The organism is Sphingomonas sp. (assembly GCF_035714405.1).
In the GTDB taxonomy this organism is placed as follows: domain Bacteria; phylum Pseudomonadota; class Alphaproteobacteria; order Sphingomonadales; family Sphingomonadaceae; genus Sphingomonas.
Genome location: NZ_DASTMA010000028.1, coordinates 114906 through 134843, shown reverse-complemented (window position 1 = coordinate 134843; position 19938 = coordinate 114906). Strand labels below are relative to the sequence as shown.

General features: G+C 69.6%; 16 protein-coding genes. 5 read left to right on the top strand and 11 right to left on the bottom strand.

Translation table 11 applies throughout. The features are described from left to right. A partial coding sequence (locus VFQ64_RS15545) for a TlpA disulfide reductase family protein (RefSeq protein WP_325104258.1) occupies nucleotides 1–365 on the top strand: 365 nt, incomplete at its 5' end. Here the strand turns inward: VFQ64_RS15545 and dapD are convergent. Both dapD and VFQ64_RS15535 read right to left on the bottom strand, forming a co-directional pair. Then, nucleotides 343–1152, bottom strand: a complete 810-nt coding sequence (gene dapD / locus VFQ64_RS15540) for a 2,3,4,5-tetrahydropyridine-2,6-dicarboxylate N-succinyltransferase (protein WP_325104257.1) — start codon at nucleotides 1150–1152, stop codon at nucleotides 343–345. The genes VFQ64_RS15545 and dapD overlap by 23 nt on opposite strands. Further along, nucleotides 1149–1814 carry a pyrimidine 5'-nucleotidase gene (locus VFQ64_RS15535; protein WP_325104256.1) on the bottom strand — a complete coding sequence of 222 codons (666 nt, stop codon included), beginning with the start codon at nucleotides 1812–1814 and terminating at the stop codon, nucleotides 1149–1151. The genes dapD and VFQ64_RS15535 overlap by 4 nt, the downstream gene beginning before the upstream one ends. Before the next feature lie 120 nt (nucleotides 1815–1934). On the opposite strand from VFQ64_RS15535, the gene VFQ64_RS15530 reads away from it, so the two are divergent. After that, nucleotides 1935–4238 (top strand): S8 family peptidase, encoded by a 2304-nt coding sequence (locus VFQ64_RS15530; protein WP_325104255.1) that lies wholly within the window; start codon nucleotides 1935–1937, stop codon nucleotides 4236–4238. A 17-nt stretch (nucleotides 4239–4255) separates the two neighbouring features. Continuing rightward, on the top strand, nucleotides 4256–5254 hold the full coding sequence (locus VFQ64_RS15525; protein WP_325104254.1) for an LLM class flavin-dependent oxidoreductase: 999 nt from the start codon (nucleotides 4256–4258) through the stop codon (nucleotides 5252–5254). 50 nt (nucleotides 5255–5304) lie between these two features. On the opposite strand, the gene VFQ64_RS15520 is transcribed toward VFQ64_RS15525, so the two are convergent. Continuing rightward, entirely contained in the window at nucleotides 5305–5883 is a 579-nt protein-coding gene (locus VFQ64_RS15520; RefSeq protein WP_325104253.1) for an arylesterase, read from the bottom strand. 122 nt (nucleotides 5884–6005) lie between these two features. On the opposite strand from VFQ64_RS15520, the gene VFQ64_RS15515 reads away from it, so the two are divergent. Further along, on the top strand, nucleotides 6006–7439 hold the full coding sequence (locus VFQ64_RS15515) for a phospholipase D-like domain-containing protein (protein WP_325104252.1): 1434 nt from the start codon (nucleotides 6006–6008) through the stop codon (nucleotides 7437–7439). Between the two features lie 142 nt (nucleotides 7440–7581). On the opposite strand, the gene VFQ64_RS15510 is transcribed toward VFQ64_RS15515, so the two are convergent. From VFQ64_RS15510 to VFQ64_RS15500, 3 genes are all read right to left on the bottom strand, one after another. Continuing rightward, the gene (locus tag VFQ64_RS15510) at nucleotides 7582–8889 is read right to left on the bottom strand and encodes a HAMP domain-containing sensor histidine kinase (protein WP_325104251.1); all 1308 of its coding nucleotides are present in this window, start codon (nucleotides 8887–8889) and stop codon (nucleotides 7582–7584) included. A 205-nt stretch (nucleotides 8890–9094) separates the two neighbouring features. Beyond that, nucleotides 9095–9760 carry a response regulator transcription factor gene (locus VFQ64_RS15505; RefSeq protein WP_325104250.1) on the bottom strand — a complete coding sequence of 222 codons (666 nt, stop codon included), beginning with the start codon at nucleotides 9758–9760 and terminating at the stop codon, nucleotides 9095–9097. Between the two features lie 12 nt (nucleotides 9761–9772). Beyond that, complete coding sequence (locus VFQ64_RS15500; RefSeq protein ID WP_414712908.1) at nucleotides 9773–10069, bottom strand: hypothetical protein; 297 nt, start codon at nucleotides 10067–10069, stop codon at nucleotides 9773–9775. A 281-nt stretch (nucleotides 10070–10350) separates the two neighbouring features. Here VFQ64_RS15500 and VFQ64_RS15495 point away from each other — a divergent pair, with 281 nt between their 5' ends. Beyond that, nucleotides 10351–12141, top strand: coding sequence for an ABC-F family ATP-binding cassette domain-containing protein (locus VFQ64_RS15495; protein WP_325104249.1), 1791 nt, complete (start codon nucleotides 10351–10353; stop codon nucleotides 12139–12141). A 246-nt stretch (nucleotides 12142–12387) separates the two neighbouring features. Here the strand turns inward: VFQ64_RS15495 and VFQ64_RS15490 are convergent, their stop codons facing one another. From VFQ64_RS15490 to VFQ64_RS15470, 5 genes are read right to left on the bottom strand one after another with little or no spacing between them, the layout of a single operon-like run. Continuing rightward, on the bottom strand, nucleotides 12388–13182 hold the full coding sequence (locus tag VFQ64_RS15490) for a DUF815 domain-containing protein (RefSeq protein ID WP_325104248.1): 795 nt from the start codon (nucleotides 13180–13182) through the stop codon (nucleotides 12388–12390). Nucleotides 13183–13193: 11 nt separating this feature from the next. After that, nucleotides 13194–15167 (bottom strand): tetratricopeptide repeat protein, encoded by a 1974-nt coding sequence (locus tag VFQ64_RS15485; RefSeq protein WP_325104247.1) that lies wholly within the window; start codon nucleotides 15165–15167, stop codon nucleotides 13194–13196. Next, the gene (gene prsR / locus VFQ64_RS15480) at nucleotides 15160–16506 is read right to left on the bottom strand and encodes a PEP-CTERM-box response regulator transcription factor (RefSeq protein ID WP_325104246.1); all 1347 of its coding nucleotides are present in this window, start codon (nucleotides 16504–16506) and stop codon (nucleotides 15160–15162) included. Before prsR ends, VFQ64_RS15485 begins: the two co-directional genes overlap by 8 nt. Further along, nucleotides 16503–18518 (bottom strand): XrtA/PEP-CTERM system histidine kinase PrsK, encoded by a 2016-nt coding sequence (gene prsK, locus VFQ64_RS15475; RefSeq protein ID WP_325104245.1) that lies wholly within the window; start codon nucleotides 18516–18518, stop codon nucleotides 16503–16505. The genes prsR and prsK overlap by 4 nt, the downstream gene beginning before the upstream one ends. Further along, nucleotides 18515–19903 carry a TIGR03013 family XrtA/PEP-CTERM system glycosyltransferase gene (locus VFQ64_RS15470; protein ID WP_325104244.1) on the bottom strand — a complete coding sequence of 463 codons (1389 nt, stop codon included), beginning with the start codon at nucleotides 19901–19903 and terminating at the stop codon, nucleotides 18515–18517. The genes prsK and VFQ64_RS15470 overlap by 4 nt, the downstream gene beginning before the upstream one ends. Nucleotides 19904–19938 lie beyond the last annotated feature (35 nt).

Here is a 19938-nt window from a genome sequence, read left to right as displayed (position 1 = left end):
AGCCGGTTCTGGTCAACCTATGGGCGACCTGGTGCGGCCCCTGCGTGGTCGAGATGCCCAGCCTAGACGCGCTCGCCGCTCGGAACCCGCGCGTCCAGGTGCTTGCGCTCAGCCAGGACATGAACGGCCAGGAGAAGGTCGACGCCTTTTTCGCAGAACGCAAGTTCGCCAAGCTCGAGCCCTACATCGATGCCGAGCTTTCCATGATGTCTGCCCTCAAAGTCGATACGCTTCCCACGACCATTCTTTACGACTCCCAAGGCCAGGAAGTGTGGCGGATCACGGGAAGGGAAGATTGGACGAGCCCAAGGGCCGCCGCGGTGATCGAGGAGGCACGCTCGATCAGTCCCTCAGCAGCTCGTTGATGCTGGTCTTCGAACGGGTCTGGGCATCGACGCGCTTCACGATCACGGCGCAGCCGAGCGAGGGTCCGCCATCCTTGGCCGGAAGGCTTCCGGGAACGACCACCGAATAAGCCGGCACCCGGCCGATCATCACCTCGCCGGTGGCGCGGTCTACGATCTTGGTCGAGGCGCCGAGAAACACCCCCATTGAAAGAACCGCGCCTTCTTCCACGATCACGCCCTCGGCCACTTCCGATCGGGCACCAATAAAGGCATGATCCTCGATGATCACCGGCCCCGCCTGCAGCGGCTCGAGCACTCCGCCAATGCCGGCTCCGCCCGAAATGTGGACGTTGCGCCCGATTTGCGCGCAGCTGCCGATCGTGGCCCAGGTATCGACCATCGTCCCTTCATCGACATAGGCGCCGATATTGACGAAGCTCGGCATCAGCACCACGCCGGCAGCGACATGGGCCCCATGCCGGACTACCGCGCCCGGCACCGCACGGAAGCCGGCGGCCCGGAACTCGGCCTCGCCCCAGCCCGCCCATTTCGAGGCCACCTTGTCGAAGCCGCCGGGCATCACGCGATTGTCGTGGAGGCGAAAGGAGAGCAGCACCGCCTTCTTCAGCCACTGGTTGACCCGCCAGCCGCCCGACCCGTCCGGCTCCGCCACGCGGGCGGTGCCGGCATCGAGCATCGCCAGCGCGCGGTCGACCGCGAGCCGCACCTGCCCGTCATTATCGGGCGTCAGCTTGGCCCGATCCTCCCATGCCGCATCGATCGTCCCAACCAGATCCTCGCTCATGCGTCCTCCAAGATGTCGTGCAGCCACGGGCCGAGCTCCGCGACGGTATAGTCGATGAAGTGCCGCTCCGACCCGGGCGCCTGCTCGCTGCCGTTATCCACCCATACCGTCGTCATCCCGATCGCCTTGGCGGGCGCCAGGTTGCGCGCCATGTCGTCGACGAACAGCGCCCGTCCGGGAGCGATGCCATGCGCGGCGCACAGGCCCTCATAGGCCGACGCCGCCGGCTTTGGCCGCAAGGCCATCGCATGCACGTCGTGCACGGCCTCGAAGCTTGCGCCGAGCCCCAACCGCTCCAGCACGCGTGCGGCATAGGGTGCATCGCCATTGGTGAAGACCAGCTTGCGCCCCGGCAGCCGCGCGATCGCGGCGGCAAGCGGCGCGTCATGCTCCAGCACGTCCATCTCAATGTCATGGACGTCGGTCAGGAAATGGTGCGGGTCGACGCCATGCTCCGCCATCAGTCCGGCCAAGGTCGTGCCGTGCGCGTGGAAATACCCCTTCTGCAGCGCCCGCGCCGCCGCCGCGTCGAGGCCGAGCAGCCGCACGATGTAGTCGGTCATCCGCCGGTCGACGGCGGCAAACAAATTGGCCCGCGCCGGGTACAGCGTGTTGTCGAGATCGAAGATCCACGTTTCGACATGGGTGAGCGCCGGCGGCATCGCCCGTGGCTGTAGGATTAGCTTGGCAAGCGGGCAACCCGCGCTGGTATGGCGCGTTCACATAGCGTAAACCCTTGGCTTCGTAGGAAGTTCTTCCATCTTTTAAGGAGTTGCGGGGCGATGTCGACCCGGACGTGGCTGCTGCGCGGCGCGGCGATGAGCGTTTCGGTAACGCTCGCCGCGTGCGGCGGCGGCGGCGTCAACAGCACGCCGGCACCGCCGATCGCCGCCACACCGGCGCCACCTCCTCCACCGACCCCCACGCCACCTCCTGCCCCGACGCCGACACCCACCCCAACCTCCACGGTCGCCAACGACACGGCGGAATATCGCGCCACGGTCGGCGCGGTAAGCATGAGCGCCCTATCGGCCTACAATGCCGGTGCGACGGGCGCGGGCGTTGGCCTGGCGGTGATCGACAGCGGTATCGACCTGTCCAGCGCGGAGTTCGAGGGCCGGCTGTCCGGGGCTTCGCAGGCATTCGCCGGCAACACGACGATCGACGACGAGGGTGGCCATGGCACCGCGGTGGCCTTCACGGCGGCCGGCCGCCGCAATGCCGCCGGTACGCACGGCGTGGCGTTCGGCGCGACGGTGATCGCGCTGCGCGTCGATCGTCCGGGCAGTTGCGCAACGCCGGATACCGAGGAGACCGAGGGCGGCTGCCGCTTCGGCACCAACGCGATTGCGCAGGGGGTGGACGCCGCCGGCGCCGCCGGCGCCCGCGTCGTCAACATCTCGCTCGGCGGATCAGACATGCCGGTCGCACTGCAGGAGGCGATCGGTCGCGCCACCGCCGCCGGCATTGTCGTGGTGATCGCGGCGGGCAATGACGGCACCGACAATCCCGATCCCTTCACCAACGTCGCCAACACGCCCAATGCGAGGGGCGCGGTGATCGTTGCCGGCTCGGTCGGGGCGGAGGGCGCGATCTCCTCCTTCAGCGACAAGGCGGGCACCGGCGCCGCCACCTATCTGACTGCGGTCGGCGAGCGCGTCCGCGCGCCCGACGAGGCGGGTACGCCACGGCTCTGGTCCGGCACCTCGTTCGCCGCGCCACAGATCACCGGCGCGGTGGCGCTGTTGGCGCAGGCGTTCCCCAACCTCACCGGCGCACAGATCGTGACGCTGCTGCTCACCACCGCGCGCGACGTCGGCGCACCGGGGACCGACGCGATCTACGGCCGGGGCATCCTCGACCTCACTCGCGCCTTTCAGCCGGTCGGCGCTACCACGGTGGCCGGTGCGACCGCTGCGGTATCGACCGGCGGCAGCAATGGCTGGACTTCCGCGCCGATGGGTGACGCGCGCTCCGCTGGGGTGGGCGCGGTGATCCTGGACGGCTTCGAACGTGCCTTCGCGATTGACCTGGCGCAAAGCCTGACGCGCTCCGGCCCTGCCCGCGCGCTCGCCCCTGCCCTGCTCGGGAACACGCGCCAGACCAGCATCGCGATCGGCGGCACCGCGGTGGCGATGACGCTCGCACCGACCCGGACCGGCGCCGCGCTGGCGGCCACACGACTCACCGGCCGCGATGCCGACGCAGCGCGCGCCATCGCCGGTTCGGTCGCGCAGCGGCTGGGCAGCAGGACCAGTGTCGCCTTGGGCTTTCGCCAGGGCGCGGCGGCGTTGACGGCGCAGCTCGGCGGCGCGGCCGAGCCGGCATTCCTGGTGGCGCGCGGCGACACCGGCTTCGATGCCACCGCGACGTCCGCTGCCGCCGTCCGCCATCGGCTCGGCGGCTGGGGTGTCACCGCTGCCGCCGAGGCTGGCGACATACTCTCGCCCCGCGACCGTGCGCTCCCCGCCATGCGTTCGTGGCAACGCAGCCCCTATGACCGCTTCGCGCTCGCGCTCGACCGCCGCATTGGGCCGGTCACCGCCACCGCCGCCATGACGCGCATGGCGGAGCGCGACACGCTGCTCGGCAGCCGGCTCGGCCCCGCCTTCGGCAGCCCCGGCGCGACCAGCTGGTTAGCGGATGTCGGCGCGCGCTTCGACAGCGGCGGTTGGACCCTGGGCGGCAATCTCCGCCAGGGCTGGACGACCGCGCACCTCCACGGCCTCACCGGCACCGGCCGCCTGCGCATCAACGCGTGGTCGGCCGACATCGGCAAGGCGGGCGTGTTCGGCCGCGACAGCTTCGGCCTGCGCATCGCCCAGCCGCTGCGCGTCGCTGGCGGCGGGCTCGACCTGACGCTGCCGACGCTGTGGGATTATGCCAGCCGCAGCGTCAGCACCTACACCACGCAGCGTCTCAACCTCGCCCCCACCGGCCGTGCGCTCGATGTCGAGGCGCGCTACCTCTTCCCGCTCGCCGGCGGCGCGATGGAGACCAATCTCTACTGGCGCCGCGATCCCGGCAACGTCGCCGCGATGCCCGACGACATCGGCGCGGCGCTTCGCTGGTCACGCGGCTTCTGACTCCCCACATGGTGGGCATGACCAAGCTCGCCTTTCTCGATCTCGTCCCCGTGGTAGAGGGCGGCACTGTCTCCCAGGCGTTGACCAACGCAGCCGATCTCGCCGCCCATGCCGAGGCGCAGGGCTTCACCCGCTATTGGTGCGCGGAGCATCACGGCATGCGCGGCATCGCCAGCGCCGCCACCGCCGTCGTGCTCGCACATGTCGGCGCCGCGACCAGCACCATCCGGATCGGCGCCGGCGGTATCATGCTCCCCAACCACGCACCGCTGGTAATCGCCGAGCAGTTCGGCACGCTCGACGCACTGTTCCCCGGCCGCATCGACCTGGGCCTCGGCCGCGCCCCTGGGTCGGACCAGCGCGTCGCTCATGCGCTCCGGCGCACACTGGCGAGCGATGCCAACGACTTCCCACGCGACGTGGTCGAGCTGCAAAGCTATTTCGCCGACGACGGCAGGACGGGCATCGTCGCGACTCCCGGCGCTGGCGCCAAGCCCGAGATGTGGATCCTCGGCTCCAGCCTGTTCGGCGCGCAGCTCGCCGCCATGCTCGGCCTGCCCTTCGCCTTCGCGTCGCACTTCGCACCCGACGCGCTCGACCAGGCGATGGCGATCTATCGTCGCGATTTCCGGGCATCCGAGCAGCTGGAGCGGCCGTATGCGATGGCCGGCTTCAACGTCTTCGCCGCCGACACGGCGGAGGAAGCGGAGCTCCTCGCCTCGTCCCAGCAGCAGGCTTTTGTAGCACTACGCACGGGCAATCCGCGCCAGCTGCCCCCACCTGTCCTCGGCTATCGCGACAGCCTCGGCGCGCAAGGCGCCGCGATCCTCGACCATGTCCTGCAATGCTCGGCAGTGGGAACGCCGGACATGGTCGCGCGCGGCATCGCTGCTTTCGTCGCGCGCACCGGGGTCGACGAGGTGATGGTCGCAAGCAGCATCTATGACCACCCAGCCCGCAAGCGCAGCCTGACGCTGACCGCGCAGGCGATGCAGGCGATGAAGCTCGCGGCCTGAACCCAGCAACCTGCCCGGCGCCCGCGGAACAGGTCACCCTAACGTCCTCCTCAAGCCGCCCTGGCTTGCGCGACCGCCAGCGCCCGCTCCACATGCGGCAGGATCCGTCTCGCAACGATCCCGATCGCCTCCGCATTCGGATGAATCCGATCGCGCAAGGTCAGCGCCGGATCGCCCGCCACATCGGCGAGGAAGAACGGGTACAGCGGCACACCATGCGCCTTCGCAAGCGCAGGGAACACACCGTTGTAACGCTCTGCGAACGCGCCCAGAAAGGGTGGCGCCCACATGCCGGCGAGCAGCACCGGGATGCCGCACCGGCCAAGCTCGCGCAGGATCGCATCCAGATTGTCGCGCATCCGCTCCGGCGCGATGCCGCGCAGCAGGTCGTTCGCCCCCAGTTCGACGATCGCGAGGTCCGGCTTCGCCGACAGCCGCGCCAGCACTCGCGGCAGTCGCGCCAGTCCGCCGGCGCTGGTGTCCCCCGAGACGCCGGCATTGACCACCGTCGCCTGTGGATGCCGCTCGCGCAGCAGCACCTCCAGCTGGCGGGGAAAGGATTCGTGCGGTTGCAGGCCGTAGCCGGCGGTCAGGCTGTCGCCGAGCGCGAGGATATACGGGTAAGTCATTGCGCCAACATGGGGGCGGCCAAAAACTTTGGTAGGGATTGAAGCAGCTTGCTCAACGCCTGCCCTAACCTGGGTTGCCCCGTGCTTGCGCGCGGCGCCCAAGTCGCGCAACGAGCGCGCCGATGTTGCAAGCGGGCGATAATGTCTGGCGCGTGGTCCGCGCCGATCGCATGGCGGTGATCGTTGATGCCGACCGCTATTTCGCGCTCGCCCGCGACGCGCTGCTCAAGGCGGAACGCCGCATCCTGCTGGTCGGCTGGGATTTCGACGCGCGCATCGTGCTCAGCCAGGACGGCGAGGGGCCCAAGCAGGTCGGCGACCTGCTGTACTGGCTGGTGGAGCGCAATCCCGACCTCCACCTCTATCTGCTGCGCTGGGACCTGGGTGCTGTGAAGTCTCTGTTCCGCGGCCGTACCGCCTTTACCCTGCTCAAGTGGATGCGCCACCCGCGCATCACCGTGCGGCTCGATGGACACCACCCGCACGCCGCGTCGCACCATCAGAAGATCGTCTCGATCGACGATCGCCTCGCCTTTTGCGGCGGCATCGACATGACCGGCGATCGCTGGGATACGCGCGCCCATCGCGACCATGATCCCGGCCGCAAGCGCCCCGGCGGCCGCCCCTACAAGCCCTGGCACGACGCCACCACCGCCGTCACCGGCGAGGCCGCGCGCGCGGTGGCGGAGACCGCGCAGCGGCGCTGGTCGCTCGCGGGCGGCGGCGAACTGCCCGCGCTCGATGTTCCGGGTGATGGTTGGCCGACGGGCCTGGAGGTCGACTTCGAGAACGTTCAGGTCGGCATCGCGCGCACCGAGCCGCAGATGGACGATTGTTCGCCGATTCACGAGGTCGAACGGCTGTTTCTGGCGCAGATCGCGGCGGCGACCCGTTGGCTGTATTGCGAAAGCCAGTATTTCGCCTCGCGCCGCATCGCGGAGGCGATCGCGCGCCGGCTGGAGGAGCCCGACGGTCCCGAAATCGTCGTCGTCAATCCGCTGACCGCGCAGGGCTGGCTCGAACCGATCGCGATGGACACGGCACGCGCGCGGCTGGTGGAGGCGATCCGTCGCCGTGATCGGCACGACCGTTTCCGCCTCTACCATCCGTTCACCGCCGACGGCGAGGCGATCTATGTCCATGCCAAGATCACGATCGTCGACGATTGCTCGCTGCGGGTCGGCTCGGCGAACATGAACAACCGCTCGCTCAGGCTCGACACCGAGTGCGACGTGGTGATCGATGCCGCGTTGCAGGACCGGCCGGTGAGCCCCCGCATCGACGCGATCCGCGACGACCTGCTCGCCGAGCACCTCGGCACGACCCCGGACCGCGTCACGGCGCTGCTGCAGGAGACCGGCTCGCTGATCGCCACCGTCGAGCAGCTCCGCGGCCCCGGCCGCTCGCTGCGCCCCTATGAGGTGCCCGATCTGCCGGCGGTCGAGAAATGGCTCGCCGACAACGAGGTGCTCGATCCCGAGAACCCCGACGAAATGTTCGAGCCGTTCAGCGGCAAGGGCCTGTGGCGGGGACGCTTGCGCCGGACAAAGAGCTAGGCGGAACGAATACAACATCTTCCGCGGCGGAGGCCCGGAGCCCAGTCGCCACGCACTTGGTAGGAGGGGATGCCCCCGACGCCACTGAGCAGCCCAAAGCTGGACCCCGGCCTCTGCCGCAGAAGAGCGAGCAAGCTGCCCCCTAACTCGCCGCCGGCAACCGCAATCGCACCAGCAGCCCGCCCAGATCCTCGCTCTCCTCCAGCGACACCGTGCCCTCATAGATCTCCGCCACGTCGCGCACGATCGCCAGCCCCAGCCCCGTCCCCGGCTTCCCAGTATCAAGCCGGACGCCGCGATCGAAGATGCGCACCCGCTCCTCCTCGGGGATGCCGGTGCCGTCGTCCTCGACCAGGATCTCCACGAATCCCGCCTGCGCGCCAACCGTCACGAACACGCTGCCGCCGCCATATTTCGCCGCGTTCTCGACCAGGTTACCGAGCATCTCGTCCAGGTCCTGCCGCTCGACATGAACCTGCAGGTCCTTCGACCCTTCGGCGTCGATGCGGACATGGCGGTACAGCCGCGCCACCGCGCGCTCGACCGATTCGACCGATGGCCACACCGCCGCGCGCGAATGCGCCGACCCGCGCCGACCCACCGCCCTGGCACGGGCGAGATGATGGTCGACTTGCCGCCGCATCGTCCGTGCCTCACGGACCACCGTGTCGGCGAGATCGTCCGCCCCCGCCGTCGCCGCGTTCATGATGACGGTCAGCGGGGTCTTCAGCGCATGCGCGAGGTTGCCGGCATGCCGCCGCGCCTCTTCTGCCTGCCGCTCGTTGTGCGCGATCAGCGCGTTGAGCTCGTCGACCATCGGCGCGACCTCGATCGGCATCGCCGAGGACACCCGGTTCGTCCGCCCGCTGCGCATCCGCGCGATCTCCTCGCGCACCTTGCGCAACGGCCGCAGGCCATAGACCGTCTGCAGCGCCGCGAGCACGATCAACCCCAGTGCCAGCAGCGCGAACGAGCGCAGCAGCGTGCGCCGCAACACCGCGATCGACGCGTCCAGCCCGTCGCGGCTCTCCGCCACCTGAAACCGCCAGCGCTGTGCGGAACCCGGCAGCGTCACGTCGCGCTCGACGACGCGCAACTTCTCGGGCGCGAACTGCCCGCTGTCATAGGAGTGGACGGCGGTGTCGTTATGCGCGGAGCCATAGGCCAGCCGTCGATCCCACAGCGAGCGTGACGGATAAGGCTCCTGCCCCCTGGCGCTGACCTGCCAGTACAGCCCCGACCCCGGCTCCAGAAAGCGCTGGTCCGCCGGCTCGCGGGTGTTGAGTACCTCGCCCTCCGGTCCGATCTCGGCCGAGACGATCAACGAGGTCAGCACATATTCCAGTTGATCGTCGAAATTACGCGTCACCGCGGTGGTCAGCACCCGGTCGAGCGCATAGCCCCCGCCCGCCAGCAGCACCGTAATCCACAGCGCCGCGATTCCGATCATCCGCCGTTGAAGGGAACCGGTGGGCTTGGTGGGTTGATTAGGGTCAGTCACCTGACGCGCGCCGATCTTCAACTCTTCCCCGGCGAAGGCCGGGGCCCAGTTGCAACGCACTCAGTCGGAACGTTTACACGCCGGCCCCACGCAGCCCGAAACTGGGCCCCGGCCTGCGCCGGGGAAGAAGAGGGACGCGGCGAGGGCACGAACCTCAAGCGTCCGGGTCTTCCAGACTATAGCCCAGCCCGCGGATCGTAGTGATCACATCCTGCCCCAGCTTCTTGCGAATTCTGGTAACGAACACCTCGATCGTATTCGAATCTCGATCGAAATCCTGGTCGTAGATATGTTCGATCAGCTCGGTCCGGCTCACCACCTTGCCCTTGTGATGGAGCAGGTACGACAGCAGCTTGTACTCCTGCGCGGTCAGCTTCACCGCCTCGCCCGCCTTGGTGACCTTGCCCGAGCGCGTGTCCAGCCGGACCTCGCCCGCGGTCAGCTCGCTCGACGCGTTGCCCGAGGCGCGGCGGATCAGCGCGCGCAGCCGAGCGATCAGCTCCTCGGTCTGGAACGGCTTGGCGACATAGTCGTCGGCGCCGGCGTCCAGCCCCGCCACCTTGTCCGACCAGCTGTCGCGCGCGGTCAGCACCAGCACGGGCATGGTCCTGCCCTCCTTACGCCAGCGGTCGAGCACCGTCAGCCCGTCGATCTCCGGCAGGCCGAGATCGAGCACGACCGCGTCATAGCTCTCGTTCGAGCCGAGATAATGCCCCTCCTCGCCATCGGTCGCGAGGTCGATCGCGTAACCCGCCGCCTCCAGCGTATTCTTGAGCTGCTGGCCGAGATTAGGCTCGTCTTCGACAATCAGGACACGCATGAAAAGGCTCCCCTAGCGCCCGGTGCGGCCGAGGATCTGCCCCGAACGGCCATCCACCTCCACCCAGATCACCGCGCCATTGCGCAGGAACTTGAGCGTGTAAATGCCGGTGCCCCCGTCGAAGTCAAAGCCAATATAGTCTGCGCCGCGCATTGACGGCACCACCCGGCTCTCGATCTCGCGCAGCGGCAGCATGCGGCCTTCGCGCCGCTGCGTGAAGACGTGCCACTGGTCGCCGCGATGCTGCGCCACGCGCTGCCCGTCGGGCATCGGCGCCGCCAGGGCGAGGAGACTCAACGCAAACAACATGTGGGCCATCTAGCTAGGGCGCTTTGAACCCACTGTGAATAGGGCAAAAGCGTGGCAGGCGGCCACGTCGGGCTGACTCACGCAAGCCCGGCCGGCAGGCGGCGTGTGTCGCCCCCTCGCACCTTCCCCGGCGAAGGCCGGCGCCCAGTTGCCCTGAGCGCTCTGATGAAGCGATGCCCTCTCCACGATGACGGAGGCCACTAGGCCCAGACCTTCGCCGGGGAAGATCACCTTGGCGCAACGGGGTGACCAACGCGCAACCCGCCCCTACATGCCCGCGCATGGCGGCACCCATCCTCGCATACGAACATCTCGGCATCATCCAGGGCTCCGGCTGGCTGTTCCGCCATCTCGACCTCCACCTCATGCCCCGCGACCGGCTGGCGCTGATCGGGCGCAACGGCGCCGGCAAGTCCACCCTGCTCCGCCTGATCGCCAACGCCGTCGATGCCGACGAGGGCCGCCGCACCATCGTGCCCGGCACCCGCGTCGTCATGCTCGAACAGGAGCCGAGCCTCGCCGGCCACGCGACGCTCGCCGACTATGTCCTCGCCGGCGACGACGCGCCCGCGGCGCACGAGGCCGACGCCATCGCCGATCAGCTCGGCATCGACCTGACCCGCGACGCCGCCACCGCGTCCGGCGGCGAGCGCCGCCGCGCCGCCATCGTCCGCGCGCTGGCGATGGACCCTGACGTGCTGCTGCTCGACGAGCCCACCAACCATCTCGACATCGTCGCCATCGCCTGGCTGGAAAGCTGGCTGGAGCGGTTCACCGGCGCGTTCGTGGTCATCAGCCACGACCGCACCTTCCTTACTCGCCTTACGCGTCAGACGCTGTGGCTCGACCGCGGTACGCTGCGCCGCCACGAGGTCGGGTTCGGCGGGTTCGAAGCGTGGACCGAGCAGGTCTATGCCGAGGAACAGCGCAACGCCGAGCGGCTCGACGCCAAGCTCAAGATCGAGGAGCACTGGCTGCAGCGCGGCGTCACCGGCCGCCGCCGCCGCAATCAGGGCCGCCTTGCCAAGCTGAAGGACATGCGCGCCGAACGCGCCGCGATGATGGGGTCGCAAGGCGCCGCCAACCTCGCCATCGGCAGCGACGACGTGCGCACCAAAACCGTGATCGACGCAAAGGGGGTGAGCAAGGCGTTCGAAGGCCGCACCATCCTGCGCGACTTTACCCTGCGCGTCACCCGCGGCGACCGCATCGGCATCGTCGGCGCGAACGGCGCGGGCAAGACGACGCTGCTCAAGCTCCTCACGGGCGAGATCGCGCCCGACACCGGCGAGGTCAAGCTCGCGAAGACGCTCGACGGCGTCATCATCGACCAGCAGCGCAAGCTGATGGCGCCCGACAAGACGGTGCGCGACGTGCTGGCGGACGGCGGCGACTGGATCGAGGTGCTGGGGGTCAAGAAGCACATTCACGGCTATCTCAAGGAGTTCCTGTTCGACTCCAACCTGGTTGAAGCCAAGGTCGGCACGCTGTCGGGCGGCGAACGCTCGCGGCTGCTGCTCGCCCGCGAGTTCGCGCGCCATTCCAACCTGCTGGTGCTCGACGAGCCGACCAACGACCTCGACCTGGAGACGCTCGACCTCTTGCAGGAGGTGATCGCCGACTATGACGGCACGGTCCTGATCGTCAGCCACGATCGCGACTTCCTCGACCGCACCGTAACGGTGACCGTCGGGCTCGACGGAACCGGCAATGTCGACATCGTCGCCGGCGGCTACGAGGATTGGGAGCGCAAGCGCAAAGCTTCCCTCCCGCAAGCGGGAGGGGCTGGGGGAGGGTCTGTTCGGAAATCGCAGACCAAGGCACCCGTCGCTCCCGCTCGCAAACTCTCCTACAAGGACCAGCGCGACTACGACCAATTGCCGGCCCGCATCGACGAGATCGACCGCGCCATCGCCCGCGACGAAAAGGCGCTGGCCGATCCCGACCTCTATGTCCGCGACCCCAGCGCCTTCGCCCGCCTCACCGCCGCGATCGGCAAGGCGCGCGCCGAGAAGGAAGCCGCCGAACTCCGCTGGCTCCAGCTGGCTGAGGAGGTCGAGGCGCTGGGCTGAGCCGCTCACCACCCTCCTGCAGCTCACCGCTCCCCGGCGGCCGTCGGGAGGGCAGAAGCGAAACTTCCCTGTCCTACAAGCCACGGCCGAGGGTAGCTTCGCCCGGCTCTTTGACATCACCGAAACAACAGCGCCGGCAGCCGCTTCGAGCGGCGGCCAGCCGCGCACGAGCGTTACCTACTGTTACCTAGTTTTAGCGAACCGGCGGACGTTGAGACGCAATCACTTACTCAACATTCTCAACATTCACCCGATCGAGCGCCCAGCCCGGCCGGCCAGCTCGACGACGAACTGCGCCGCGACACGCCCCGATCGGCTCCCCCGCCGCTGCGCCCATTCCAGCGCCTCCGCCGGCTGCCACGCCAATCCATGCGCCTGCGCATCACGCGCGACAATCGCCAGATAGCCGTCCTGATCGAGCGCATGAAAGCCGAGGCTGAGCCCGAACCGGTCCGCCAACGCCAGCTGATCGTCGGCCGCGTCGCGCGGGTTGATCGCCTGCTCCGCCATGTCGCGGGGCAGCAGGTGGCGGCGGTTGGCGGTGACCAGCAGCCGCGCGTTCCTTGGCCGCGGTTCCGCCCCGCCCTCCAGCAGCGAGCGCAGCGCGCGCGCGTCCCCCGGCGCATCGACCCCGACATCGTCCACGAACACCGCCATCGGTCGCGCGAGGCCGGCCAGTTCTCCGAACAGCGCCGGCAGCGCGCCGATCTCGCCCGCGACTACCAGCGCCAAGGCCGGATGCGCCCCCTGCACCGCCGCCACCGCCGCCTTGGCGAGCGCCGATTTGCCGCTGCCTCGCGCACCCCAGAGCAGGATGTCATGCGCGGCATGGCCCTGCGCCAGCCGCGTCAGGTTAGCGAACAGCGCGTCGCGCTGCCGATCGAGTCCGAGCAGCCGATCCAGCGGCAATGCTTCGAGCAGGATTGGGTGCAGCCGTCCCGCGCGCCAAGTATAGGCGGCATGGGCCAAGAGGTCCGCGGGCGCGAGGGGCGGCGGCGACAGCCGCTCGAGCGCGGCGGCGATGCGTTCCAGTGCGTCCATCCGGATCGCGTCTAGCCCAGCCTCCGCCGGTGCGCGAGATAGACCGGGTGCCCGGGTGCCAGCGCCAGCGCTTTGTCGAGCAACTGCCGGGCCCCCGCCACCTCGCCGGCCTCGGCCAGCGCCACACCATAGGCATCGGCGACGCCCGCGTTCATCGGCTGCAACCGGTACGCCGCCCGCCCATACAGCCGCGCCACCGCGCCGTCGCCATCGCCCGCATAGGCGAGTGCCAGATCGGCGAGCAGGCCCGCGTCGCGGTTGCCCACCCGTTGCCGCACACCCTCCAGCGTCTCGATCGCCGCCGCCCAGCGTCCACTGGCGACCTGCCAACGGCCGAGCAGCTTTCGCCCGGTCAGGCTCTGTGGGTTCTGCCCCAGATACAGGGCCAGCGCTGCCGCCGCATCGGCCGGCTTGCCCGCGCGGCCCAGAGCATCGACCAGCCTCAGCGCGGTCGGCTCGTCGAACTGCAGGTCGGCCGCACGCTCGAACGCGGTCGCGGCCTCGACATGACGCCCCGCCGCGGACAGTGTGTCGCCCCACGCCAGCAACGCCGCCGGATCACGCGGCGCCGAGGCGGCAAGCGCCTGTGCCCGGGCCAGAGCCCCCGCCCGGTCGCCCGAGGTCATCAGCCCACGGATCACTCCCAGCGCATAGGTGGGGTCCTCCGGCGCGGTCGCCGCACCGGCGACCAGCGCCGCCAACGACTCGTCCGGCGCGAACAACCCCGCGGCCCCCTGCGCGCCGGCCGCCGCGCGGTCGAGGAACACCGCCGCCTCGCCCCGCTCGCCCGCCGCTTCCCAGGCCCGGGCGACCAGTGTCAGTGTATAACCATCGGCGTCGCCCCGCAGCGCGAGCGGTCGCAGCACGTCCAGTGCCCCGCGCGGATCACCCGAACGCAGCAGGGCCGCGCCCAGCAGCCGCCGGCCGGCGACGTTCATCGGCTGTGCCGCAACCAGCCGCCGCCACCGCGTCACCGCCTCCTCGCCGCGCCCGGTTGCCGCATCCAGGCTCCCGCGCAGCAGCAGCACGCCCGGCGTGCCCTCGAGCGCACCGCCCGTCGCCGCCAGCAGCCGCCGGGCCAGCTCGACCTTGCCCGCGCGCGCCGCGATCACCGCCTGCAGGTACAGCGCCGGCGCGCTGCCCGGCTTCGCCAGCAGCGCCTTGCGGGTCGCCGCCAGCGCCTCCGTGTAGCGCCCGGCCTCGCCGAGCGTCGCCGCCTGCTCGATCAGCGTGGGCGGGTAGTACGCATCGCGGCGCAACGCCGCCTCGAACCACGGCAAGGCGGCGAGCAGCCCGAACTGAGCGCGTATGACCTCTCCCCGCAGCGTCAGCGCGCGCGGCTCGCCCGGCGCAAGCCGCGCCGCCATGTCGGCCGCGTCCGTCGCGCCGCCCATCTCACCCGCCGCCAGCCGCACCTGCCCCAGCGACGTCCAGGCCGCTGCATCGCGCGGCTGCGCCCGCACGCGGTCCTCCAGCAGCGCCTGCGCCGCCGCGCCCTGCCCCTGCGCCGCCAGCGCCTCCGCGCGGACACGGACGGCATCCGCGCCTTGCGCCGCCTGCAAGGCTCCCGCCGCATCGCCCTGCAACAGCCGCGCCTGCGCGGTCAGCACGCGCGGCACGCTCGCGCCGAGGTCGCGCACCCGCCCCAGTTCGCCCTCGGCCGCAGCCCCCTCGCCCAGCTCCAGCAACGCACGGGCGAGCACCAGGTGCGCCGCCGCCGATCGCTGATCCGCCTCGATCGCGCGCCGCGCATTGTTGCGCGCGGCGCTGTAATTACCGGCCTGCAGCGTCGCCTGCGCCTCCGCCAACGCGGCCTTGGCATCCTGCGGCGGCGTCCGACTCGCCCACAGCAGCGCCGCCAGCAGCGCCACGGCCAGCAGCAGGACCGCGCCGAGCCGGATCTGTTGCTGGCTGGGTCGGGGCACGTGCAGCCGCGCACGCTTCCGCTTGGGACGAAGCAGGGGATAGGCGCTGACGTCAGGCATGGAGATCGTAGCTTTTCAGGAGGTCATAAAGGGTCGGCCGGCTGACGCCGAGCAGGCGGGAGGCGCCGGAGATGTTGCCGTCCGCGCGCGACAGGGCCCGCGCGATCGCCTTGCGGTCGGCCACCTCGCGCACGGTGCGCAGTTCGATCGGCTCGCCGCCGTCGGCGGTGCCGAGGTCGAGGTCCGCCGCGGTCACCCGCTTGCCCTCAGCCATGATGACGGCGCGCTTGATGCGGTTCTCCAGCTCGCGGACGTTGCCCGGCCAGCGCCAGCCGTCGACCGCCGCCCGCGCATCGGGCGCGAGCCCCGTCACCTGCGGGTTCAGCGAAGCGGCATAACGGGCGACGAAATGCTGGGCGAGCAGCGCCGCATCGCCCGTTCGTTCGGCGAGCGCCGGGATGCGCACGACGATCTCGGCGAGGCGATAGTAGAGGTCCTCGCGGAACCGCCCGTCGGAGACCATCGCGTCGACATCCTGGTGCGTGGCGCAGACCACGCGCGTGTCGACCGGGATCGCCTTGCGCCCACCGACCCGCTCGATCACGCGCTCCTGCAGGAAGCGCAGCAGCTTGACCTGCAACGCCGCCGGCACGTCGCCGATCTCGTCGAGGAACAGCGTACCGCCCGCCGCCTGCTCGACCTTGCCGACCACGGTCTTCACCGCGCCGGTGAAGGCGCCGCGCTCATGCCCGAACAGCTCGCTCTCCAGCAGCGGCTCGGGGATCGCGGCGCAATTGATCGCGACGAACGGCCCTGCCCGCCGGCGCGAGGCGTCGTGCACCCCGCGCGCGAGCAACTCCTTGCCCGTCCCGCTGGCGCCCAGCAGCATGACCGAGACGTCCGCCGGCGACACCCGCTCCAGCGTCCGGATCACGCCCGCCATTTCGGGCGAGGCGTAGACCATGCCGCCAAAGCCGCCCGGCGCGACTCGTGCGGCCAGCCGCCGGTTCTCGGCCTCCAACGCATGGACGTGGAAGGCGCGCGCAACGATCAGGCCCAGCTGGTCGATGTCGATTGGCTTGGCATAGAAGTCCCAGGCTCCATCGGCGATCGCCTGTAGCGCCGACGCGCGTTCGCCATGCCCGGAGGCGACGATGATCTTGGCGTCGGGCCTGATCGCCTGGATGGCAGCCAGTGTCGCGAAACCTTCCGCCGTGCCGTCCGGATCAGGCGGCAAGCCGAGGTCGAGCGTCACCACCGCCGGCGCATACTCGCGCACGGCTTCGAGCGCCTCTGCCCGATCGCCGGCAACCACGACCTCGTAGCCGTCATAAGCCCAGCGCAATTGGCGCTGAAGCCCCGGATCGTCCTCGACGACGAGCAGCACGGGCTTGCTCATGCAGCCTCCTCCAAACCAGGCGCGGCCGGCAGGACGATGCGGAAGCGCGTCCCCTCGCCCTCGCGGCTCTCGACCGAAAGGCTGCCGCCCATCGCACTTACCAGTTGCCGCGCCTCGAAGGCGCCGATCCCGAACCCGCTCGGCTTGGTCGAACTGAACGGGCGGAACAGCTCGTCGCGCATGAACGCGGCTGACATGCCGTGGCCACGATCGGCGACTTCGATCACGACGCGCTCCACATCCGCGCTAACCTTCAGGCTTACCGGCTCGCCCTCGCCGCTCGCTTCGATCGCGTTCTGGACGAGATGCGTCAGCACCTGCTCCAGCCGTTGCGGATGGCCGTGCGCCCAGAGCGGCGCGGACTCGACGGCAATGGGGTGCTGGGCACGCCGCTCGCGCGCGACGCGGGCGGCCAATGCCCCCAGGTCGACCGAGGCGAGCGGCTCGGCGGGACCGCGATCCTGGTGCGACAGGCGGGCGAGCAACGTCGTCATCCGATCGGCGGAGTCCTTGAGCGTCGCGACCATGTCGGCACGGAACTGCGGGTTGGCCGCGTGCCGCTCGGCGTTGCGCGCGACCAGCAATTGCTGGCTGACCAGGTTCTTGATGTCATGCAGGATGAACGCGAAGCGGCGGTTGAACTCCTCGAACCGCTGCGCCTCCGCCAGCGCGCGGCCGGCGCGATCCTCGGCGAGGTAGCTCGCCGCCTGTCGCCCGGCAACGCGCAGCAAGTCAAAATCCTCCCAATCAAGCGCCCGCGCCATGGGTGGCCGGGCGAGCAGCACCGCGCCCGCCAGCACCTCGCCATGGACCAGCGGCACCAGTGACCAGGCGTCGGCGCGCGCGAGCACCCAGGCGGGAAGCAACGCCGCATCCGCCGGGGCCTGCCCCCGCCGCACCGCATCGAGCTCGACTATCCGACGCGTCTCCAGCAGATGCGCGGCAAGCGGGGCGTTGCACGCTTCGCCCGCGTCCCACTGCCACGCCGCGCTTGCGCTCAGCTGGCCGCCATCGGCAGTCAGCAACAGGCCGGCCGGGGCATCGAGCAGCCGGGCCACGGCAGTGATCACCCGTCGTTCGAGCGGTTCGCCGGCGGTTCCGAGCGTGTCGGTGAAACGTTGCCATTCGACCCGATAGTCATAGCGGTGACGAAACAGGTGCTTGGCGAGCTTCACCTTGACCCAGGCACCCAGCCACGAGGTGGAGATCAACGTCAGCAGCGCCGCCGCCGCGCCGATCACCACGCCCGCCTGCAGCGCGCGCGCATGCTCGCCGCCCCACGCCGCCGCAACCGCCGTCAGGCAGGCGACAAGACCGAGGTAACAGACCAGCGCCATGGCGATCAGCGCGTTGGTCGCCGCCGGCCGCGACAGCGCCAGCGTCCATCGGTCGCGTCGCTGCACCGACACCGCCAGGAACAACGCCACCGCGACGGCGGTCAACCCGCGTGTCGCGACCAGCCCGCCACCCCAGTTCGGCTGCGCATAGGCGACCGCGAACAGTAGCAAGTCCCCTCCCCATAGGGTCGCCAGCCCCGCTGCGATCGGCCTGATACCGCTTCCCGCCGAGGCGCCATAAAGGTGCCGCGCCAGCACCAGCGCGCCCGCTGTAGCCATCATGCGGAACACCAGCATCGCGGTCGCGAGCTCGTCCTTCACATTCGACGAGGCGGTTTCGGCTTGTGCAATCGCCAGCCCCAGGCCGGCGACGATCACCGCACCGACCGCCAGATACACAGCACTCAGCGTCCAGCCGCTGGTCGGTTCGCGTCGCACGAGCGCGAAGGCGAACCCGAGCCAGGCGAAGTTGCGAAATGCTTCCATCACCCGAGTGCTGAGATCGCCGGGGCCGATCCCCGCGACCGCCAGCGCCCACAGCGCCGACAGGCCGAGGGCCGCGGCAAAGGCGACCGACGGCCAACCGCCGCGCCGCCGCCGCCACTCCGCCAAGGCACCAGCGGCGAACAACAGCGCCGCCAGCGCATAGCCCCAAAGGATGAGCTGGGCCGTCACCGCGCGCCTGACGGCCAGAGCACGACGCGCAACGTCTGCAACAGGATCAGCAGGTCCAGAAAAGGCGAATAGTTCTTCGCATAATAAAGATCGTATTCCAGCTTGTGGCGCGCGTCCTCGACCGATGCCCCATAGGGATAGTTGATCTGCGCCCAACCGGTGATGCCCGGCTTCACCATGTGGCGTTCGGCATAATAGGGTAGCTGCTGCTCGAGTTCGTTGACGAAGTGCGGCCGCTCCGGGCGCGGTCCGACGAAGCTCATCTCCCCCTTCAATACGGTCCAGGTCTGCGGCAGCTCATCGATGCGGACCTTGCGGATGAAGCGCCCGACGCGGGTCACGCGCGGGTCGTCCTTGGCTGCCCATTGCGCCTTGCCGGCCACCTCGGCATCGACCCGCATCGAGCGCAACTTCAGGATATCGAACGCCTGATTGTACAATCCAACACGACGCTGTCGGTAGAGAGCAGGCCCCTTGCTTTCCAATTTGATCGCCAGCGCCGCGAGCAGCATGAGCGGCAGCGTGAGCACCAACAGCAACAGGCTCGCGACGATGTCGAACGCCCGTTTGACGACGCTGGAGATCATCCGCCCCGACGCGAAGCCGTCGGAGAAGATCAGCCAGGAGGGGCTGACGCTGGCGAGATCGATCCGCCCGGTCTCGCGCTCCAGGAAGGTCGATATCTCACAAACCTGAACCCCTGCGGTTCGGACCCGCAACAGGTCGCCGAGTGGCAGGGCATTGCGCCGCTCCTCCAGCGCCAGCACCACCTCGGACGCGCGCAGGTCGGTGACATACGCGCCGAGATTGGTGATCGCTCCACGCGGTACGGCGTCTGGCACGGCTTGGGTGGGTTCACCCATGGCGACGAACCCCGCGGCGATGAAGTTCGCGCCCGGCTGCATCGCCAGTTCGCGGATCTGCGCGGCCCGGCGTCCGGCGCCGAGCACCACCACGCGACGTCGAAAGGTCTCTCCGCCCAACAGTCGCCCGAGGAGCGCGCGTACGCTGACCAGCGACACGCAAGCGAACACCATCGAATAGAGGAGGTTGGACCGCCAGAAGCTGATCGACGGCAGCATGAAGTAAAGCGTCGAAAGGAACAGCACGCCCAATGCAACCGCCACCGCGAGCCTGGCGGCCGCAAAGCGAAGCGACAGGAACGAACCGACCCCGTACGCACCGACCGCGACCAGCGACACCTGCAGCGCAGTGGCGAAAGACAGGAGCTGCGGCAGGCGATCGGTGACGGGCGGCATGTCCATGCCGATCTGGTATGCCCGCACCGCCCAGCCCGCTTCCGCCGACAAGAGCAACAGCGCCGCGTCCACCAGCCCGAGCATCAGCACGGCGTGGGGCACATAATGCTTGAACAGCCTGATCATCGCGCCACTCGTGTTCCCGCCAAGGTGTCAAGCGA